This window comes from Allobosea sp. 05L423, assembly GCF_056397745.1.
Genome location: NZ_JBFTOA010000025.1, coordinates 12,231 through 26,046 on the forward strand (window position 1 = coordinate 12,231; position 13,816 = coordinate 26,046).

The 13,816-nt window shown below is 63.3% G+C and carries 17 protein-coding genes; 9 read left to right on the top strand and 8 right to left on the bottom strand.

Going from position 1 to position 13,816, the window contains the following annotated elements:
- Positions 1-128: 128 nt before the first annotated feature.
- Positions 129-413 carry a hypothetical protein gene (locus AC1DNE_RS27610; RefSeq protein WP_441472230.1) on the top strand — a complete coding sequence of 95 codons (285 nt, stop codon included), beginning with the start codon at positions 129-131 and terminating at the stop codon, positions 411-413.
- A gap of 24 nt (positions 414-437) precedes the next feature.
- On the opposite strand, the gene AC1DNE_RS27615 is transcribed toward AC1DNE_RS27610, so the two are convergent.
- From AC1DNE_RS27615 to AC1DNE_RS27630, 4 genes are all read right to left on the bottom strand, one after another.
- Complete coding sequence (locus tag AC1DNE_RS27615; RefSeq protein WP_441472408.1) at positions 438-839, bottom strand: PRC-barrel domain-containing protein; 402 nt, start codon at positions 837-839, stop codon at positions 438-440.
- A 142-nt stretch (positions 840-981) separates the two neighbouring features.
- Positions 982-1,176, bottom strand: a complete 195-nt coding sequence (locus tag AC1DNE_RS27620; RefSeq protein WP_441472231.1) for a heavy-metal-associated domain-containing protein — start codon at positions 1,174-1,176, stop codon at positions 982-984.
- Positions 1,177-1,485: 309 nt separating this feature from the next.
- Entirely contained in the window at positions 1,486-2,172 is a 687-nt protein-coding gene (locus AC1DNE_RS27625) for a Spy/CpxP family protein refolding chaperone (RefSeq protein WP_441472232.1), read from the bottom strand.
- Between the two features lie 400 nt (positions 2,173-2,572).
- On the bottom strand, positions 2,573-3,490 hold the full coding sequence (locus AC1DNE_RS27630) for an alpha/beta fold hydrolase (RefSeq protein ID WP_441472233.1): 918 nt from the start codon (positions 3,488-3,490) through the stop codon (positions 2,573-2,575).
- Positions 3,491-3,627: 137 nt separating this feature from the next.
- Here AC1DNE_RS27630 and AC1DNE_RS27635 point away from each other — a divergent pair, with 137 nt between their 5' ends.
- Positions 3,628-4,527, top strand: a complete 900-nt coding sequence (locus AC1DNE_RS27635) for a LysR family transcriptional regulator (RefSeq protein WP_441472234.1) — start codon at positions 3,628-3,630, stop codon at positions 4,525-4,527.
- A gap of 166 nt (positions 4,528-4,693) precedes the next feature.
- A complete protein-coding gene (locus AC1DNE_RS27640; RefSeq protein ID WP_441472235.1) occupies positions 4,694-5,011 on the top strand; it encodes a hypothetical protein in 318 nt (105 codons plus the stop codon).
- Between the two features lie 177 nt (positions 5,012-5,188).
- Here AC1DNE_RS27640 and AC1DNE_RS27645 read toward each other — a convergent pair whose 3' ends face one another.
- Positions 5,189-5,479, bottom strand: coding sequence for a hypothetical protein (locus tag AC1DNE_RS27645; RefSeq protein ID WP_441472236.1), 291 nt, complete (start codon positions 5,477-5,479; stop codon positions 5,189-5,191).
- A gap of 403 nt (positions 5,480-5,882) precedes the next feature.
- Between AC1DNE_RS27645 and AC1DNE_RS27650 the strand changes: the two genes are divergently transcribed.
- Positions 5,883-6,164 carry a hypothetical protein gene (locus tag AC1DNE_RS27650; protein WP_476767023.1) on the top strand — a complete coding sequence of 94 codons (282 nt, stop codon included), beginning with the start codon at positions 5,883-5,885 and terminating at the stop codon, positions 6,162-6,164.
- A gap of 212 nt (positions 6,165-6,376) precedes the next feature.
- On the opposite strand, the gene AC1DNE_RS27655 is transcribed toward AC1DNE_RS27650, so the two are convergent.
- The gene (locus tag AC1DNE_RS27655; RefSeq protein ID WP_476767022.1) at positions 6,377-7,615 is read right to left on the bottom strand and encodes an NAD(P)/FAD-dependent oxidoreductase; all 1,239 of its coding nucleotides are present in this window, start codon (positions 7,613-7,615) and stop codon (positions 6,377-6,379) included.
- Positions 7,608-7,877, bottom strand: coding sequence for a hypothetical protein (locus AC1DNE_RS27660; protein WP_441472239.1), 270 nt, complete (start codon positions 7,875-7,877; stop codon positions 7,608-7,610). Before AC1DNE_RS27660 ends, AC1DNE_RS27655 begins: the two co-directional genes overlap by 8 nt.
- A 462-nt stretch (positions 7,878-8,339) precedes the next feature.
- On the opposite strand from AC1DNE_RS27660, the gene AC1DNE_RS27665 reads away from it, so the two are divergent.
- The gene (locus AC1DNE_RS27665; protein ID WP_476841294.1) at positions 8,340-8,690 is read left to right on the top strand and encodes a low affinity iron permease family protein; all 351 of its coding nucleotides are present in this window, start codon (positions 8,340-8,342) and stop codon (positions 8,688-8,690) included.
- A gap of 489 nt (positions 8,691-9,179) precedes the next feature.
- Here AC1DNE_RS27665 and AC1DNE_RS27670 read toward each other — a convergent pair whose 3' ends face one another.
- On the bottom strand, positions 9,180-10,217 hold the full coding sequence (locus AC1DNE_RS27670; protein WP_476767021.1) for a helix-turn-helix transcriptional regulator: 1,038 nt from the start codon (positions 10,215-10,217) through the stop codon (positions 9,180-9,182).
- 398 nt (positions 10,218-10,615) lie between these two features.
- Between AC1DNE_RS27670 and AC1DNE_RS27675 the strand changes: the two genes are divergently transcribed.
- Genes AC1DNE_RS27675 through AC1DNE_RS27690 form a run of 4 tightly spaced genes read left to right on the top strand, consistent with a single transcriptional unit; the run spans position 10,616 to position 13,798 of the window.
- The gene (locus tag AC1DNE_RS27675; RefSeq protein ID WP_441472409.1) at positions 10,616-10,894 is read left to right on the top strand and encodes an STAS domain-containing protein; all 279 of its coding nucleotides are present in this window, start codon (positions 10,616-10,618) and stop codon (positions 10,892-10,894) included.
- 5 nt (positions 10,895-10,899) lie between these two features.
- Entirely contained in the window at positions 10,900-11,265 is a 366-nt protein-coding gene (locus AC1DNE_RS27680; RefSeq protein WP_441472242.1) for a response regulator, read from the top strand.
- The gene (locus tag AC1DNE_RS27685) at positions 11,262-13,316 is read left to right on the top strand and encodes a chemotaxis protein CheA (protein ID WP_476841295.1); all 2,055 of its coding nucleotides are present in this window, start codon (positions 11,262-11,264) and stop codon (positions 13,314-13,316) included. Before AC1DNE_RS27680 ends, AC1DNE_RS27685 begins: the two co-directional genes overlap by 4 nt.
- Positions 13,316-13,798 (top strand): chemotaxis protein CheW, encoded by a 483-nt coding sequence (locus AC1DNE_RS27690; protein WP_441472244.1) that lies wholly within the window; start codon positions 13,316-13,318, stop codon positions 13,796-13,798. Before AC1DNE_RS27685 ends, AC1DNE_RS27690 begins: the two co-directional genes overlap by 1 nt.
- Positions 13,799-13,816: the final 18 nt, after the last annotated feature.

The following is a 13,816-nucleotide window of genomic DNA, read 5'->3' on the forward strand; positions in this document are numbered from 1 at the left end:
GCGCCCCCTGGGGGGCCCGGCGGGTAGCCAAACGTCGATTGCTTTCATCCCGGAACAGGCGTGTACTTCAGCAATTGTCTGTTGGCGTTCGGGACTGCTACGGGCGCCGCTGAGGCGGGGACAGAGCAATGTATGTCGGGACAGGTTTGCTCATCCTGCGGGACGGGCGGATGCTCCCGCTCTCCTACAAATTTGGCAGCGATTATGACGAAATCCGCGCTGGATACCTGTACTGCGACACCTCGGACATCGATCCCGCCGCGCTTCATTCCAAATTGCGCGTGATATGCGAGGACGGCACCCAGATAGACGTGGCAGTGATGCATTCCAGCGACCGGTATCTCGCGGTCACGGGGCGGGTAATGCCGGTGAGGCAACCTGAACAGCAAAATGGCCCCGCCAGCCAGAGCTGACGGGGCCTGAGCAACGGGAGCAGCCTACTTGCTCCAGCGGCCTTCGTACTTGAACTCGGGCGCCGCTTTCAGCGCGTCCTTCGTCGTATCCATGGTCGCCGACCACTTCTTGTCGTTCTCGGAATAAACCACCTTCACGGCGGCTGGCGCGACCACGACATAGCGCTCACCCATGCCCAGGAAGCCGCCGACAGACAGGATAAGTCCGGACAGCCTCCCATTGGACACGACGAGGTCCTTGATCTCGCCTACGTTGTCCTTGGCATTGTTCTGGACCTTGAGGTTGATCAGGTTACTGCTGAGCACGTCGGTCGGCTCAGCTTTGATATAGACTTCGCGCGTGGCGGTCGTCGCAGTCTGAGCATGCAGAGCAGTCGCTCCAGCGAACGACGTGGCAACGGCAAGAGCGACGAGCAGTTTGCGCATCATGAATTCTCCAAACTTAATTTCCCAACCGCGGAAACAACGTTAAAGGGCGGTGGATGTTCCTCTCTCGACACCGTTGAAAACGAAAAACCCGCCGACCGGAGCCGACGGGGCTAATCCTCTACCTGTGAGCGCGCCTCCGTCAGGCCGCGACCGGAGTGTAGCCGGCCTTGGTCACGAGGGCCTTGATGGACGCCAGGTCGGTGCTACCGCGGACGGACACCAGCTTGGAGGCCGGATCGGCTTCAACCTGCGTGCCGGGCAGCCCAGTCTCGATCGCCTTCTTGATCGTGCCTGCGCAGTGGCCGCAGGTCATGTCCTCGACCCGCAGGGTCAAGGCGTTCGGATCCCGCTCGACCGCTTGACCCGGCCGGGAGGAGTGGCTGCTGCATCCGCACATGGAATGATCTCCGCTTCTGACGATGAGCGCACCATGCACCTTCCCACGATGGTAAGGTCAAGCGGCAACTTCGTCTGAACGCGTCGTTGGAGGTCTCGCACGGGCCGTCGCGGCCCCCCGTGCCTTCCAAAGTGACATTGCGGGGCGGGCGAGCTTGCGCCTGCCCGCTTTCATCCCCCCACGACCGGATGGCTCCGAGCGCGGAGGTGCCCGCGTTCCGTGGCCGACGTCATCCGGGCTGGAGTGTCAGCGGCTTTCCTGACTGTCGTCGTCATCGTCCCCGGCTCCGCCGGGCATCATGGCGCCACCGGGACCCATCGTTCCCCACCCCGTCATCATCCCCCGCCCCATCATGCCGCTGTCGCCCATCCGGACGAGCACTTGCAGCCGCCGCTTCTGGGCTCCGTCGAGGGCCGCATAGAGCGGCGACGCGGCGTCCGCGAGCTTGCGCACGGCGTCCGCTCCCTGGCTCATATGGTCGGCCATGATGCGGAGCCGACCGACCGGATCGCTCGCCATCATTCCCCGGGTCTGGCGCATGGCCTGCATATGGCCAAGGTGAAGGGTTGCCAGGTTGCGGATCGCAGCTTCGACGGGGGGCCACGCCTTCTCCTGGTCGGCGGACAGCTTCAGCCCGGCATGGATTGCCGCGATATGGGCGTCGATGAAGGCGCTCATGTCCTCGGCCGAGAACCGGCCCATCATCCTTCCGCTCATCATGCCCCTGTCCATCATCTGGCCTTGCACCATCTGACCCATGGGCATTGGCATCCCGGATTGACCGGGCGCTGCCTGAGGCTTTGCCGGGGCCGTGGATTGGGCCTGCGCTGCAGCGGCACCACCCGGATTGTGTTGGTCATGGGAGGTTGGCGCCTGGGCCAGGGTGGGTCCGGCGAGAGCAATCAGAACGGAGGTGAGAACAAGCGTTTTCATGGCGGGCCCTCCTTTGCGAGTCTGTCGACCAAGGTAAAAAGCGGTCTCAGCGCATCTTTCGTTCCATGGGTGCGGCCACGATGTGGGCCATGTGGCTCGCGAAGAGGTGAATGCCGAGAACCCCCATCGCGAGCGTGCAGACACAGCCCAAGGGTGTGTCGACCAGAAAGGGTCCCCCGGGTCTTTGGCGACCCCGGGGCAGCATTCGGTGCGGTGCTCATGCCGAGGTTTCCGTAAGCGGAGCGTCGTGATCTTGGACCTCCCCCGCGGATGATACTTTGAGCGAGATCAAGGCGAGGCGTGGCTGCCCGCAGAAGCGATCGGGTGAAAAGGCCGGCTTTGGCCGGCCTGAAGCGTACCGCCGAGCACAGCCGGCGTCCGGTGCCTGCGACCAGATCGGTCAGCGCCCCTTGTCCAGGAAGGCGCGGACTATCGCGATGGTGGCCGTGGGGTTCTCTTCCATGATCCAATGACCGGAATCGGGGACGACGCCTTCGGTTACGTCGGTCGCAGCGTCACGCATGACGACCGCCATCGTCGTGCCGAACGACTTTTCTCCACCGATTGCCAGAACCGGCATGGTGAGCTTGCCGCCGGCCTTCAGATAGGCGCGGTTGTCGATCGCGTCCTGATCGAAGGCCGCGAACTGGGCAAAGCCAGAATGCATGGCGCCAGGCAGTGCGTAGAGCTTGGCGTAGTGCTCGCGCGAAGCCTCGGTGAAGCGCGCCGGTGTTGCCGAGAACTCGTTCCAGAAGCGGTCGAGATAGATGCGCTCGCGGCCGGCCACGAGCCGCTCCATGTCCGGCCCGCCGAAGCGGAAATGCCAGAGTAGCGGGTTCTTGAGGATCTCCTCCCATGGACCGACGCCGGGCACAGGTGCGTCGATGAGAGCGAAGCGGCCGACGCGCTGCGGATACTGTGCGGCGAAGGCGAAGCCGACCATGTTGCCGATGTCATGCGTGACGATATCGGCGCGCTCGATCTTGAGGGCATCGAGCACGCCCGCAACGTCCCCGGCCTGGGTCTTCTTGTCGAAGCCGGAGGCCGGCTTGGACGACAGGCCGAGCCCCCGCAGATCAGGCACGATCACCGTGTAGTCCCGCGCCAGATCGGCTGCCATCGGTGCCCACATATCGCCGGTCTCGCCATAGCCGTGCAGCAGCACCACTGCCGGTCCCCGCCCGCCGAGGCGAACGTGGATGGTCGCGCCGTTGGTCGCGATCTCCTGCGTCTTGAAGGACGCCGGAAAGTCGGGGACCTGGGCGGCCGCCGGGGCGGCCAAGGCAAGCGCCCCAAGTGCGAGTGCGAACTTCAACATCGAGTATCTCCCGCCTGTCGGGAGGGCGGTCCGTGCGACCGTCGCTATCTGCCCCGTTGGCGAGACGGAACGTAGCATTCGGGCCCCGTTCGGATTAGCATCGCATGGGCGAAACTTATGTCCGGGAAAGCCGAACGATGCTGAAGCTCGACGGCATCGCGACCTTCGTCGCGATCGCGGAGGCCGGCTCACTGAGCGAGGCGGCCCGCCGGCTGCATCTATCGAAATCGGTGGTAAGCGACCGCCTCGCGGAGCTGGAGCGCGGCTTGGGAGCGAACCTCCTGCATCGCAGCGCCCGCCGGCTTACGCTCACCGAGGACGGAACCGCTTTCCTTGCGCGCGCGATTCGTATCACGCGGGAGGTCGAGGAGGCTGCCGCCGACATGGCGGAGCGACGCGGCGCCCTTGTCGGACCGTTGCGGATTTCGGCACCAGTCACCTTCGGCCGGATGCATCTCGGCCCGGCGATCTACCCTTTCCTTGCCCGGCATCCCCGGATCGAGTTGACGCTCGACCTCGATGACCGCCGTGTCGATGCCGGCTCCGACAGCTATGATGCCGTGCTGCGCCATGGGCCGATCGTGGATTCGCGCCTCGTCGCCTGGACGCTTGCGCCGAGCCGGCGGGTTCTCGTTGCGTCTCCGGACTATCTCGCGCGGCGCGGGACGCCCGGCTCAATGGCCGAGCTCGATGGGCATGACGGCGTCTTCTACACCAATCGGGGAGCCGGCGACTGGCGGTTCCGCGGGCCGCAGGGCACGACCAGCGTGCGCGCGCGCCCCGCGCTGCGCGTCAACAACGGCGACATGATGCGGGATGCCGCGCTGGCCGGTCTCGGCATCGCATTGCTGCCGCTGTTCATCGCCAGCGCCGAAATCCGGAGCGGCCGTCTGCGCATCGTCGACATCGGCGTTCAGCCTGAAACCGAGTTCATTCACCTGGCTCATCCCGAAGGTCGCCGCCCCTCGGCGAAGCTGCGCGCCTTCGCCGATTGCCTTCGCCGCGCCTTTGGCCATCCTCCCCCTTGGGAGCGCTGAACGCCCCAAGCACCGCCCGGGCCGAGGAGCGCGTCCGCATTGCGAGCGGGTTGGGTCACGAAGAGCCGTGCGAAGATGTCCGGCGAGGAAACGCGTTTCGCGGCTGGACCGAGGATCGGGAACGGGTAAAGTCCGGCTCCGGGGTAGACATGACAGGGGCATAACGATGCGCCTATGGGCGTTGGCGGTTCTTTGCGTGGCCGCATTTCCATTGAGCGCTATCAGCGCCGAGCCGCGCAAGGGCGAATTCCTGCAGGACTACGTCACCTGCGAACTCTGGATGAAGCGCGCGTCGACTGACGAACAGATGCACACCGCGATCAGCCAATGGGTCGTTGACGCGCTGCGCCAGCATTCCCCCTCTCGCTTGTCGCAATATGGCGACGGCGAAATCATCATCGCGGTTGAGCGCCACTGCCAGGCGCAGCCCAAGCATACGCTCGCGGTCGCCACGTTCCTGGCGGGCCTGAGACTGCCGGAATAGGGCCGGGATCGGTGGGCCATTGGGAACAGATCGGACGGGATAACGAGATAGAGCGCGACGGGCGAGCGATGCGCCCAAGGGCGTGAGCTTTTGGCAAGGCCGCACCGCGCCAACAACTGCAGCCTGGCTGGTTGCCGTTTTGGTCGTGAACCAAGCGTTTGGAGGCGCCTAAGCGAGCTACGGCTTCGGCGGGGCTGGCTGTCCTTCGTGCAATTCCTTCCCCGTCGGCGTCGTGTCCTTTCCATAGTCGCGATTTAGCTGCGAATCCGCGCCGCCTTTGCTTTGCGCATTCTCTCGTCGGTTCGCATCGGGAGACTGTTCAGCGGCCCCGCCGCCGGCACCTTGCTGAGGCGCCGCCCCTGGCTTAGCGCCCGCGCCTTCATTTGTGGGCGGATGAAATTGGGCTTGGGCGGCTGTACCAATATTCAGCGCGAGCACCGCGGCAATGACCAAGAGCTTATGACCCATGGAACGCTCCTCCCTTTGGAGAGCGAACGCGCGCGCTGGATGCGGTGTTCCCGGCTGAAAGCCCCGGTCAATCCGCCACCGTCAAGCCCTGTGAGCCGCTCCCGCATCCCTGCGAACACGCGTCAGCGCAAGGCGCCAACCGATCTTCGGGGTTATCGCTCTTCGGTGCAGCCGGCCTGCAGGCGATGCGCGATGAGTGTGGCAAGCTCGCGAACGACCAGCGGCCCGGGCCCGCCATGCCTAACCGCCGATTTGCCGCTAACGACGGGGCTTTCGAGCAAGTCGAACTCGACCTGCAAGACGATTAGGCTGCTTCGCGCGAAGCCGGGGGGTGGCGAATGATGCAAGCGAGTGCCATTAGGACGTGCTCGGTTAATACGCGCATCGCGGCAAGGAAGCTAAAGTGGCTAAGCGGACAAAATCCAAAGCTCTCGATACCGAGTTCACGATGTTCGATGTCGTTTATCAAGACGGATCGAGAACCTCCAATCGGCGCGTTCCCACCTCCTTGCTCGGCGGCCTGGATGGCGACGAGCCCGCGCGAGCGACAATCATGGAGCAGGATCGCGTTATATCCGAGAAATCCGGCAATCCGCCCTTGGCAATTGCGACCATTGTGCGCTCGGCAAGCGCGGCGGTTGAGCAGGACAAGCGCAAGGATGATCGAAAGAAGCGCTCCACCTGAAGGAGTTCGCCATCGTCGCTAGTCGTGAGGGAACGATCGACAAGAGCGCAGGCACCGACGGACTAACGCATCCAGCCGGTCGTGGCGAGGGCGGCGACCACGTCGATATTGTAGAGCACGTGGCCCCGCTGGCTTCGGCTGGCGGAGCCTTTTCGCGTTCTCGGGGGGTAGACCGACGCACCGGCCACGGCCCCGCTTCAAAGGTCTTTCCGCTATTTTCGGATCAAGGCGCGGTCGATCGCAAAGGCTTCGAACCAGGGCCTTTCCTCGCCGCGGATCAGCATGCCGATGATGCGGGACGCCAAGAAGCTGAAGGTTATGCCATTGCCACCGTAGCCATAGGCCGCCAGCAGGCGTTTGTGTCCGGGGACGTGGCCAATCAGGGGCAAACCATCCGCCGTCTTGCCGAAGGCTCCGGACCAGGCGCGATCGAGATCCAGGCAAGCCAGGGGAAGCAGGGCGTGAAGCTTGGCGCGAAGAGCTTCGGTCTTGTCTCTATTGAGCCCCTCGCGGAGCTTCGGATCTGCGAAGCTCTCGTCTTCCCCACCAAAGATGATCCGTCCTTCCGGTGTGGTCCGAAAATAGGAATAATCCTGCGATGCCTCCCATACGAGAGCACGGTTAAGCCAGAGCGCTTGTGCTGGCTGCGGCACAGTCGCAATGGCCCAGCTCGATGCAAGCTGGTGGAGCGCATCCCGAACGATCGCCGGCATGACATAGCCGGTGGCCAGTACGAGATGAGCGGCCTCAACGACATGCCCGCTGGCAAGACTCACGGCCGCAGCCAAGTTGGTGCCGTCAAACCCAACTGCCTCGTCCCGGATCAAACGCGCCCCTCGGCGTGTTGCGGTCATCAGAAGGCCGTGACAGAGCGCAACCGGATCGGCCTCAGCTGAACCGGGAGAGATAATTGCTCCCGGGCGATCGAAGCCCAAGGCGCCGCGCAGGCCTCCGCCGTCGACGACCTCACCGGGAAGCCCGGCGCGTCGACGCTGCAAGGCTTCATCTTGCAATTCCCGCAAGCCGATCTCGCCTGCTGCCAGATACACCGTCTGACGCGGTGCGAAGCCGCACGGCAAAGCAAGCTCCTCTATCAGGCGCCGCAAGCCTGCGACTGACCTCCAGCTCAGTCGATAGGCCTCGGCGGCACGCTCGAAGCCATAGAGGCCGGCGAGTTCGCGCAAAGGCAGATCAATTTCCCATTGCAGCATCGCGGTTGACGCTGCCGTACTCCCGAAGCCCTCCCGCTCTCGGTCGATGACCGCGACAGCAAGGCCCATCGCGGTCAAATGCTCGGCAATAAATGCACCGGTAATGCCAGCGCCCACGATCGCAACATCGCAGCGAGTGTCGCGCGCGAGTGGCTGGCCGCGCGGGCGCTGCAGGGCAGGGCGCCACGGGCCAGATCCACTCCGCAGATCATCGTGGCGCGTGGTTTCGGGATCAAGCATCACTTTGACCGGAGGGAAACACAATGAGAGCCCGGAATTTCGGTGCCATCGTCAGCAGCGGGTGCGTCGCATCGTTGCGACGGGGCTCGGCGTCCGCGCACGCGGCGAGCCAATAGACGGAGCCGATCGGAAGCAGAAGCCGCTCATCGGCCACGCGAACGAGACCTTTCGCCAAATATTCGACGCGGGGACTGCTGCGCCTTGCGATCGTCCTGGCAATCTGTCGATCGATCGAGAGGGCTCTGAGCTGCCGCCGTTTCATCGCGCCTAGCCTGCTGGAGATCAGGCTGAAACGAGGCAGACCATAGATTGTTCAGAGCAATCTTGCGAAGTTCACCGAAGAACCTCGAGAATCCTTGAAAACCGACGCGCCCCTGCCGAGATCGGGCGACTATCGCGGGCTCAAAAAGGTCTGCACACACAGTCGGGAAAGGGCCGCCAGAGGCATGGCCGCGCGCCGGAACATTCGAGAGCCGGCTGGGTTTTCACCGCGCAACGTGAAGCAAGCCAAGACACTGGACGACGAGGCGAAGCATTCAACCGCAGTCGGGCTTGTTGGGGCAGCAACAAACCGACGGCGTGGCTTGGCGGCGTTCGGGCCTCGGAGCGCCTTTCCGGGATGACCTCAATGAGCACTTCGATCGAGCATCTGATCCACAAGAACAACAAGGCTTCGCTCTTCACGCGTCTGGCTCAAGCGGTTGCTAGCTGGACCGGCAAGCCGGTGACGTTCTTCATCGCGGTCATTTTGATCGTTGTCTGGGCGGCATCGGGGCCCATCTTCGGCTTCAACGATACATGGCAGCTCGTCATCAACACCTCGACGACCATCATCACCTTCCTGATGGTCTTCATCATCCAGAACAGTCAGAACCGCGACACGGCTGCGATGCAGATCAAGCTCGACGAGCTGATCATTCGGCTCGAAGGTGCACGGGAAGAATTGCTTGATCTCGAAGAGCTCGACGAAGCCGACCTGTCCGAGATCCGCAAAGATTTTTGCGGGCGGGCTTCAACGGCCCGAGAAAAGGCCGCGGGCCTGAAGCCGCAGCAAAAGAAGCCGATCAGCCCGTGAAATTGGGCCCTCCTTCCCGCCAAGCTTCACGAGGGTGGGCGAAAGTTACCCCAACGACGGATTTCGTCCCGGCATCGGCGCCCGCTTGGAGCAGCCGCGTTGAGCGTATGCAGGGGGCGAATCGCTTGTAAGCGCCGAGAGCACAGGCCTGAAACCGGCCCGGCATGTGCTCAGTGTGGGAAGTTTGTGCAGGAAGATACTGAGCCTGGATCTAGATCTCCGAAAAAGATCCAGATTTTCACCGCGCTGAATGGCGCGACATTCGGGATAAAACTGCGAACATCTATGTGTTTGACATTGCGCTATAAGGTTTCCGATCCGGAACCGTCAAAGCAAGGTTGAGCTATTTGTCGTCCTCTCGACCATTCAATAGATTGGACGATGTTGCTTGTGCTCGGCGCAGCGGTGCGAATGCACCCGTTGCCAAGGAAGCGTTTCAGGTCCTCCCGCTTATCGTCGCATCCGATTTCAATTCGCGGACGCTCTCGATTACGGGAACTGGCCGAGTTGTGCGCGCAGCGCGACCGCGCTCACGCCAAAGGCCGCCTCGAACTGAGCGTTGAAGCGGGTGAAATTGGAGAAGCGCCAGCGGCGGGCAATCTCTCCGACGGATTCACCGGAATTGCCTTCGATCTCGCGTCGGACACCCTCCAGCCGCACAGACCGTTCGTACTCCGAGATCGACACCCCCAGAAACTTCTGAAAGCCGTATTGCAGAGCCCGCAAGCTCACGCCGGCGACCGCAGCCAGTTCCTCGGGAGTGATCGGCCGGCGGGCATTCTCCCGGATGAATTCGACCGTCCGCTTGACGTGCTTTGGGGCGATGACATGGGAGCTCCGTTTCAGTGCCTTGGTATGGTTATGGGGCAGCACCTCGAGAATGAGATCCGCCAGCAGGGCACTCAAACGTCTCGCGCCATGCCGGGAATCCTGCAGCAATTCTACCAGCATCGACAGATCGAGCCCCATCAGGAAGCGTCGCAGGGCGCCGACCGAAGGCTGCTCGAGGTCGAGCTCGGCCTCGAAGCTGAGCTTGTGCATGACCGGCGCCCCTGTCAGTTCGAACAGGCGGTTGGTCAGCAGGTTTCTGTCGAGGAGCACGGAATAGTTTTCGGAGTGAGCCGAGCGATGCAGCGCCTTGGTCTCGCCGACGTCGAAAATCGCCGCCTGCAGCCTTTCGCAGCGAATGACGCGATCTTCGAGTTGGATGTTTGTCGCCCCCTTGAGCGCCAGCAGAAGCTCGTATCCACATGGGCTCTGCCGCGGCTGGATCTCGACCGGGTCCTCGAAGCTCGTCCGGGTGAAGACGATGCCATCCGACGCATGATTGAGCGTGCTGATCTCAATTCGCCCCGACGGCCTGTTCGGCTGCGAGATCGCGATGCTCACTCCGCATGCTGCAAAGTGCTCCATCGCTTCATGAGGGTCGTGGGTGACGAAGTGGTGCAGTGCCTGCCGCCGCGCCGGTGCGCGGAGATAGTGTCGCGTCATCACGCCGCTCTCGATCTCGGCGCGCGGCGCAGCCAATCAACGGCGGCAAGCTTGCTGCCGCGCGCCTGGCCGCATGGCAGCGCCGGATATCCCAGGTGTCGACCCATCCAGAAGTTCCTAAGGCCAGGCGGATCGCCAGAATCCGCCGTCGTTTTCTTTGCGGTAGGCGTAGCAAGGAGACAGATTGCGCAATTTGGATTCGCCGGGCGCAACCGCCTGACAAACAGCGCAACATCTGATTCGCGATTAATATATTGATCAGAATTGAACGTAAAGCTGGGCTTGTTCAAACGTTTCAGCTCTAAACTATCTCAATTGTTGGCGTGTAATTCTGCTAGATAATGGCCGAATTCCACATTAGATCGCAGATGAGATCTCAGTGACCGGAAGGAACGTGCGCCCGAGCATAAAGGGTTCGATTCGTGCTGACGTTAATGCTTCCGCGGGATTGCTCGCTCCGAACGGTGCGGCAGCTGCTCGATGAGATCCGCTCTGCTGTCCAGTCGGAAGCGGAGGTCGAAATCGATTGTTCGGCCCTCGGCACGATCGATCTCGCCGGGCTTCAACTCCTGGTTTCCGCAGCCCGCACTGCACGTGCCGCGGGCGAGCGCATCAGTCTGCGGGGGCCGTCCGAAATCTTGAACGCCGCGCTGGCGCGCGCAGGGATCTCGCCCGCGCAGCTCGGTGACTGCAATCTCACCAACAAGGCTTGAGTGGCATGGCGTCAATTCTGACTGTCGACGATTCCCCGAGCGTGCGGCAGATGATCAAGCTCGTGCTGGCTCCCTCCGGCCATAGGGTCGTGGAGGCGGGCGATGGTTCCGAAGGCTTGGCCAAGGCGAAGGCGGAGCGCTTCGAACTCGTCATCACCGACCTGAACATGCCTGTGATGAACGGGCTGGAGATGATCCGCGGCTTGCGTGCGCTCCCGTCCTTCACGGGAGTGCCGATCGTCTTCCTCACAACCGAGTCCGATGACGGGGTCAAGCAACAGGCGAAGGCCGCGGGTGCGACGGGGTGGATCACCAAGCCCTTCAAGCCGGAGCAACTGCTTGCGGTCGTCGCCAAGCTGGTGCGGACATGATGGAGCTGGACCCGGCTGAAACATTCCGGCAGGAGGCCAGCGACTTGCTGGACAGTCTGGAAGCGGCGCTGCTCGATCTCGGCCAGACGCCGCAGGACAGCGATCTGATCGATGCGGCTTTCCGGGCGCTGCACACGATCAAGGGGTCGGGGGCGATGTTCGGCTTCGACCGGGTCGCCGCCTTCACCCATGATTTCGAAACCGCTTTCGATATGATCCGCAAGGGCAAGATCTCGGCGGAGCGTGACATCATTACCGTCTCCTTGGCCGCCAAGGACTATATTCGCGCGCTGATCGACGATCCCGACGCGACCGATCCGATCATTGGCGAGGCGATCGTAGAGGAACTCCAGGCCCTGATCGCCTCGAGCACGGCAGGAGACGTGGCATCCCCCGCCAGCGTTGCCGCCGACGAGACTCCTGCCGCGCCCGCCGCATATGGCACAGGCTGGCTGGTCGAAATCGCTTTCGAGCCGGACATCCTTCGCAATGGCACCAATCCGCTGGTGCTGCTTGACGATCTCCGTGCGCTCGGCTCATGCACGGTTACCGCGCATCTCGACGCACTGCCGGACCTCGGCGCGCTCGATCCCGAGACATGCATGATCGCATGGACGGTCGAGCTCGAAAGCGGTTGCGCGCGTGAGGACATTGAGGATGTCTTCATGTTCGTCCGCGACGAGATGAAGCTTGGCATCGCGCCGCGGGGCATGGCCGCGGGCGCAGATGCGAAGCATCCTACGACGATGGCGGGCGAGGGGGTGGTTGCCGCCACCACTGCCGCTGCCGCCATTGCGAAAGAGCCGCAACCCGTGCCGGTGGAGCGTGCCACGGGCGAGCGGAGCGAGGGCGTCCGCCGTGGCGAGGACAAGACCTCGACCGTCCGCGTTCAGGCTGAGCGTCTCGATGAGTTGATGGATCGCGTCGGCGAACTCGTTATTGCGCAGGCGCGGCTCAGCCAGCTCGCTCATTCCGGAACCGACCTCGCGATCAAATCGATCGCCGAGGAAATCGAGCGCCTGGCGTCGGGATTGCGCGATTCGACCATGGGGGTTCGCATGGTGCCGATGGGCTCGCTCTTCGGCCGCTTCCGCCGTCTCGTCCACGACCTCTCGCGCGATCTCGGCAAGCCCGTCGATTTCGTCACTGTCGGCGAGGATACCGAACTCGACAAGACCATGATCGAGCGTCTTGCCGACCCGTTGGTCCATCTCATCCGAAACGCGATCGACCACGGCATCGAAGCGCCCGAGACGCGCGCCGGCACCACCAAATCGGCGACGGGGCGCATCGAACTCGCCGCGCGCTATGTCGGCGCTCAAGTGCTTGTCACCGTGCAGGATGACGGCGCCGGGCTCGACACGGCCCGCATCCGCGCCAAAGCCGAGGAGCAGGGGCTGATCGCGGCTGGAGCGCCCTTGAGCGAGCACGAGATCCATCAGTTCCTGTTCCATCCCGGCTTCTCCACCGCTCGGACGATCTCTGCGCTGTCAGGCCGCGGTGTCGGCATGGACGTGGTGAAGCGCACGATCGAAGCCATGCGCGGCACGATCGATCTTGCGACCGCGCCTGGCTATGGAAGCACGGTGACGCTGCGGCTGCCGCTGACGCTCGCCATCATCGAGGGGTTGCTGATCCGCGTCGGCGAGGCGCGCTACATCATTCCGCTCTCGGCGATCGAGGAATGCGTCGAACTGACCGCAGCCGAGGAGGCCCGGGCGCGCGGGCGCAACTTCCTGAACGTCCGCGGCGACCTCGTGCCCTTCCTGAGGCTGCGCGATCTCTTCGAGGCTGATGGCGAGGCCGACCCGCACCAGAAGGTCATCATCACCACGACGGGGGACACGCGCGCCGGCCTCGTCGTCGACCAGATCATCGGCAGCCATCAGACCGTGATCAAGTCGCTCTCCAAACTCCATTCCGATGTCACGATGTTCTCGGGCGCGACGATCCTTGGCGACGGTTCCGCTGCGCTCATTCTTGACGTCGCTCAACTCATTTCGCTCGGCCAGAGCCGCGCCGAAACCGAAAAGACTCCTGAGGCGGCATGATGCGGATTCAGACACAGGGTGGCGCCAGCCATGGCGCGCAGCCTGCCGGGGAGACGCGGCTTCAGGTCCTGATGATCGGCCTCGGCGGCGAGATCTTCGCGATCGAAGCCGAGGCGGTGCGCGAGATCATCGACCCGGTCCCTGCGACGCGGGTTGCTGGCGCGCGCGCCTTCTTGCCGGCGCTGATCAATGTGCGCGGCAATGTCATCCCCCTGGCAGATCTGCGTCTGCGCTTCGGGATGGGGCGGCAGGCCGACACGGCGGACACGCGCATCGTGGTCGTCGAGATCGAGATCGACGGTGATCCCGTCGCGCTCGGGATCATGGCTGACAAGGTCTACGAGGTGACGGAGATCTCGACTGCCCAGATCCAACAGACGCCACGCCTGGGAATGCACTGGCGGCCGGAGTTCATCCGTTTCATCACCAAGTGGAACGACGAATTCGTAATCGTTCCCGATCTCGAGAAGATTCTGAACTGAAGCGCTGTCAATCCAGCG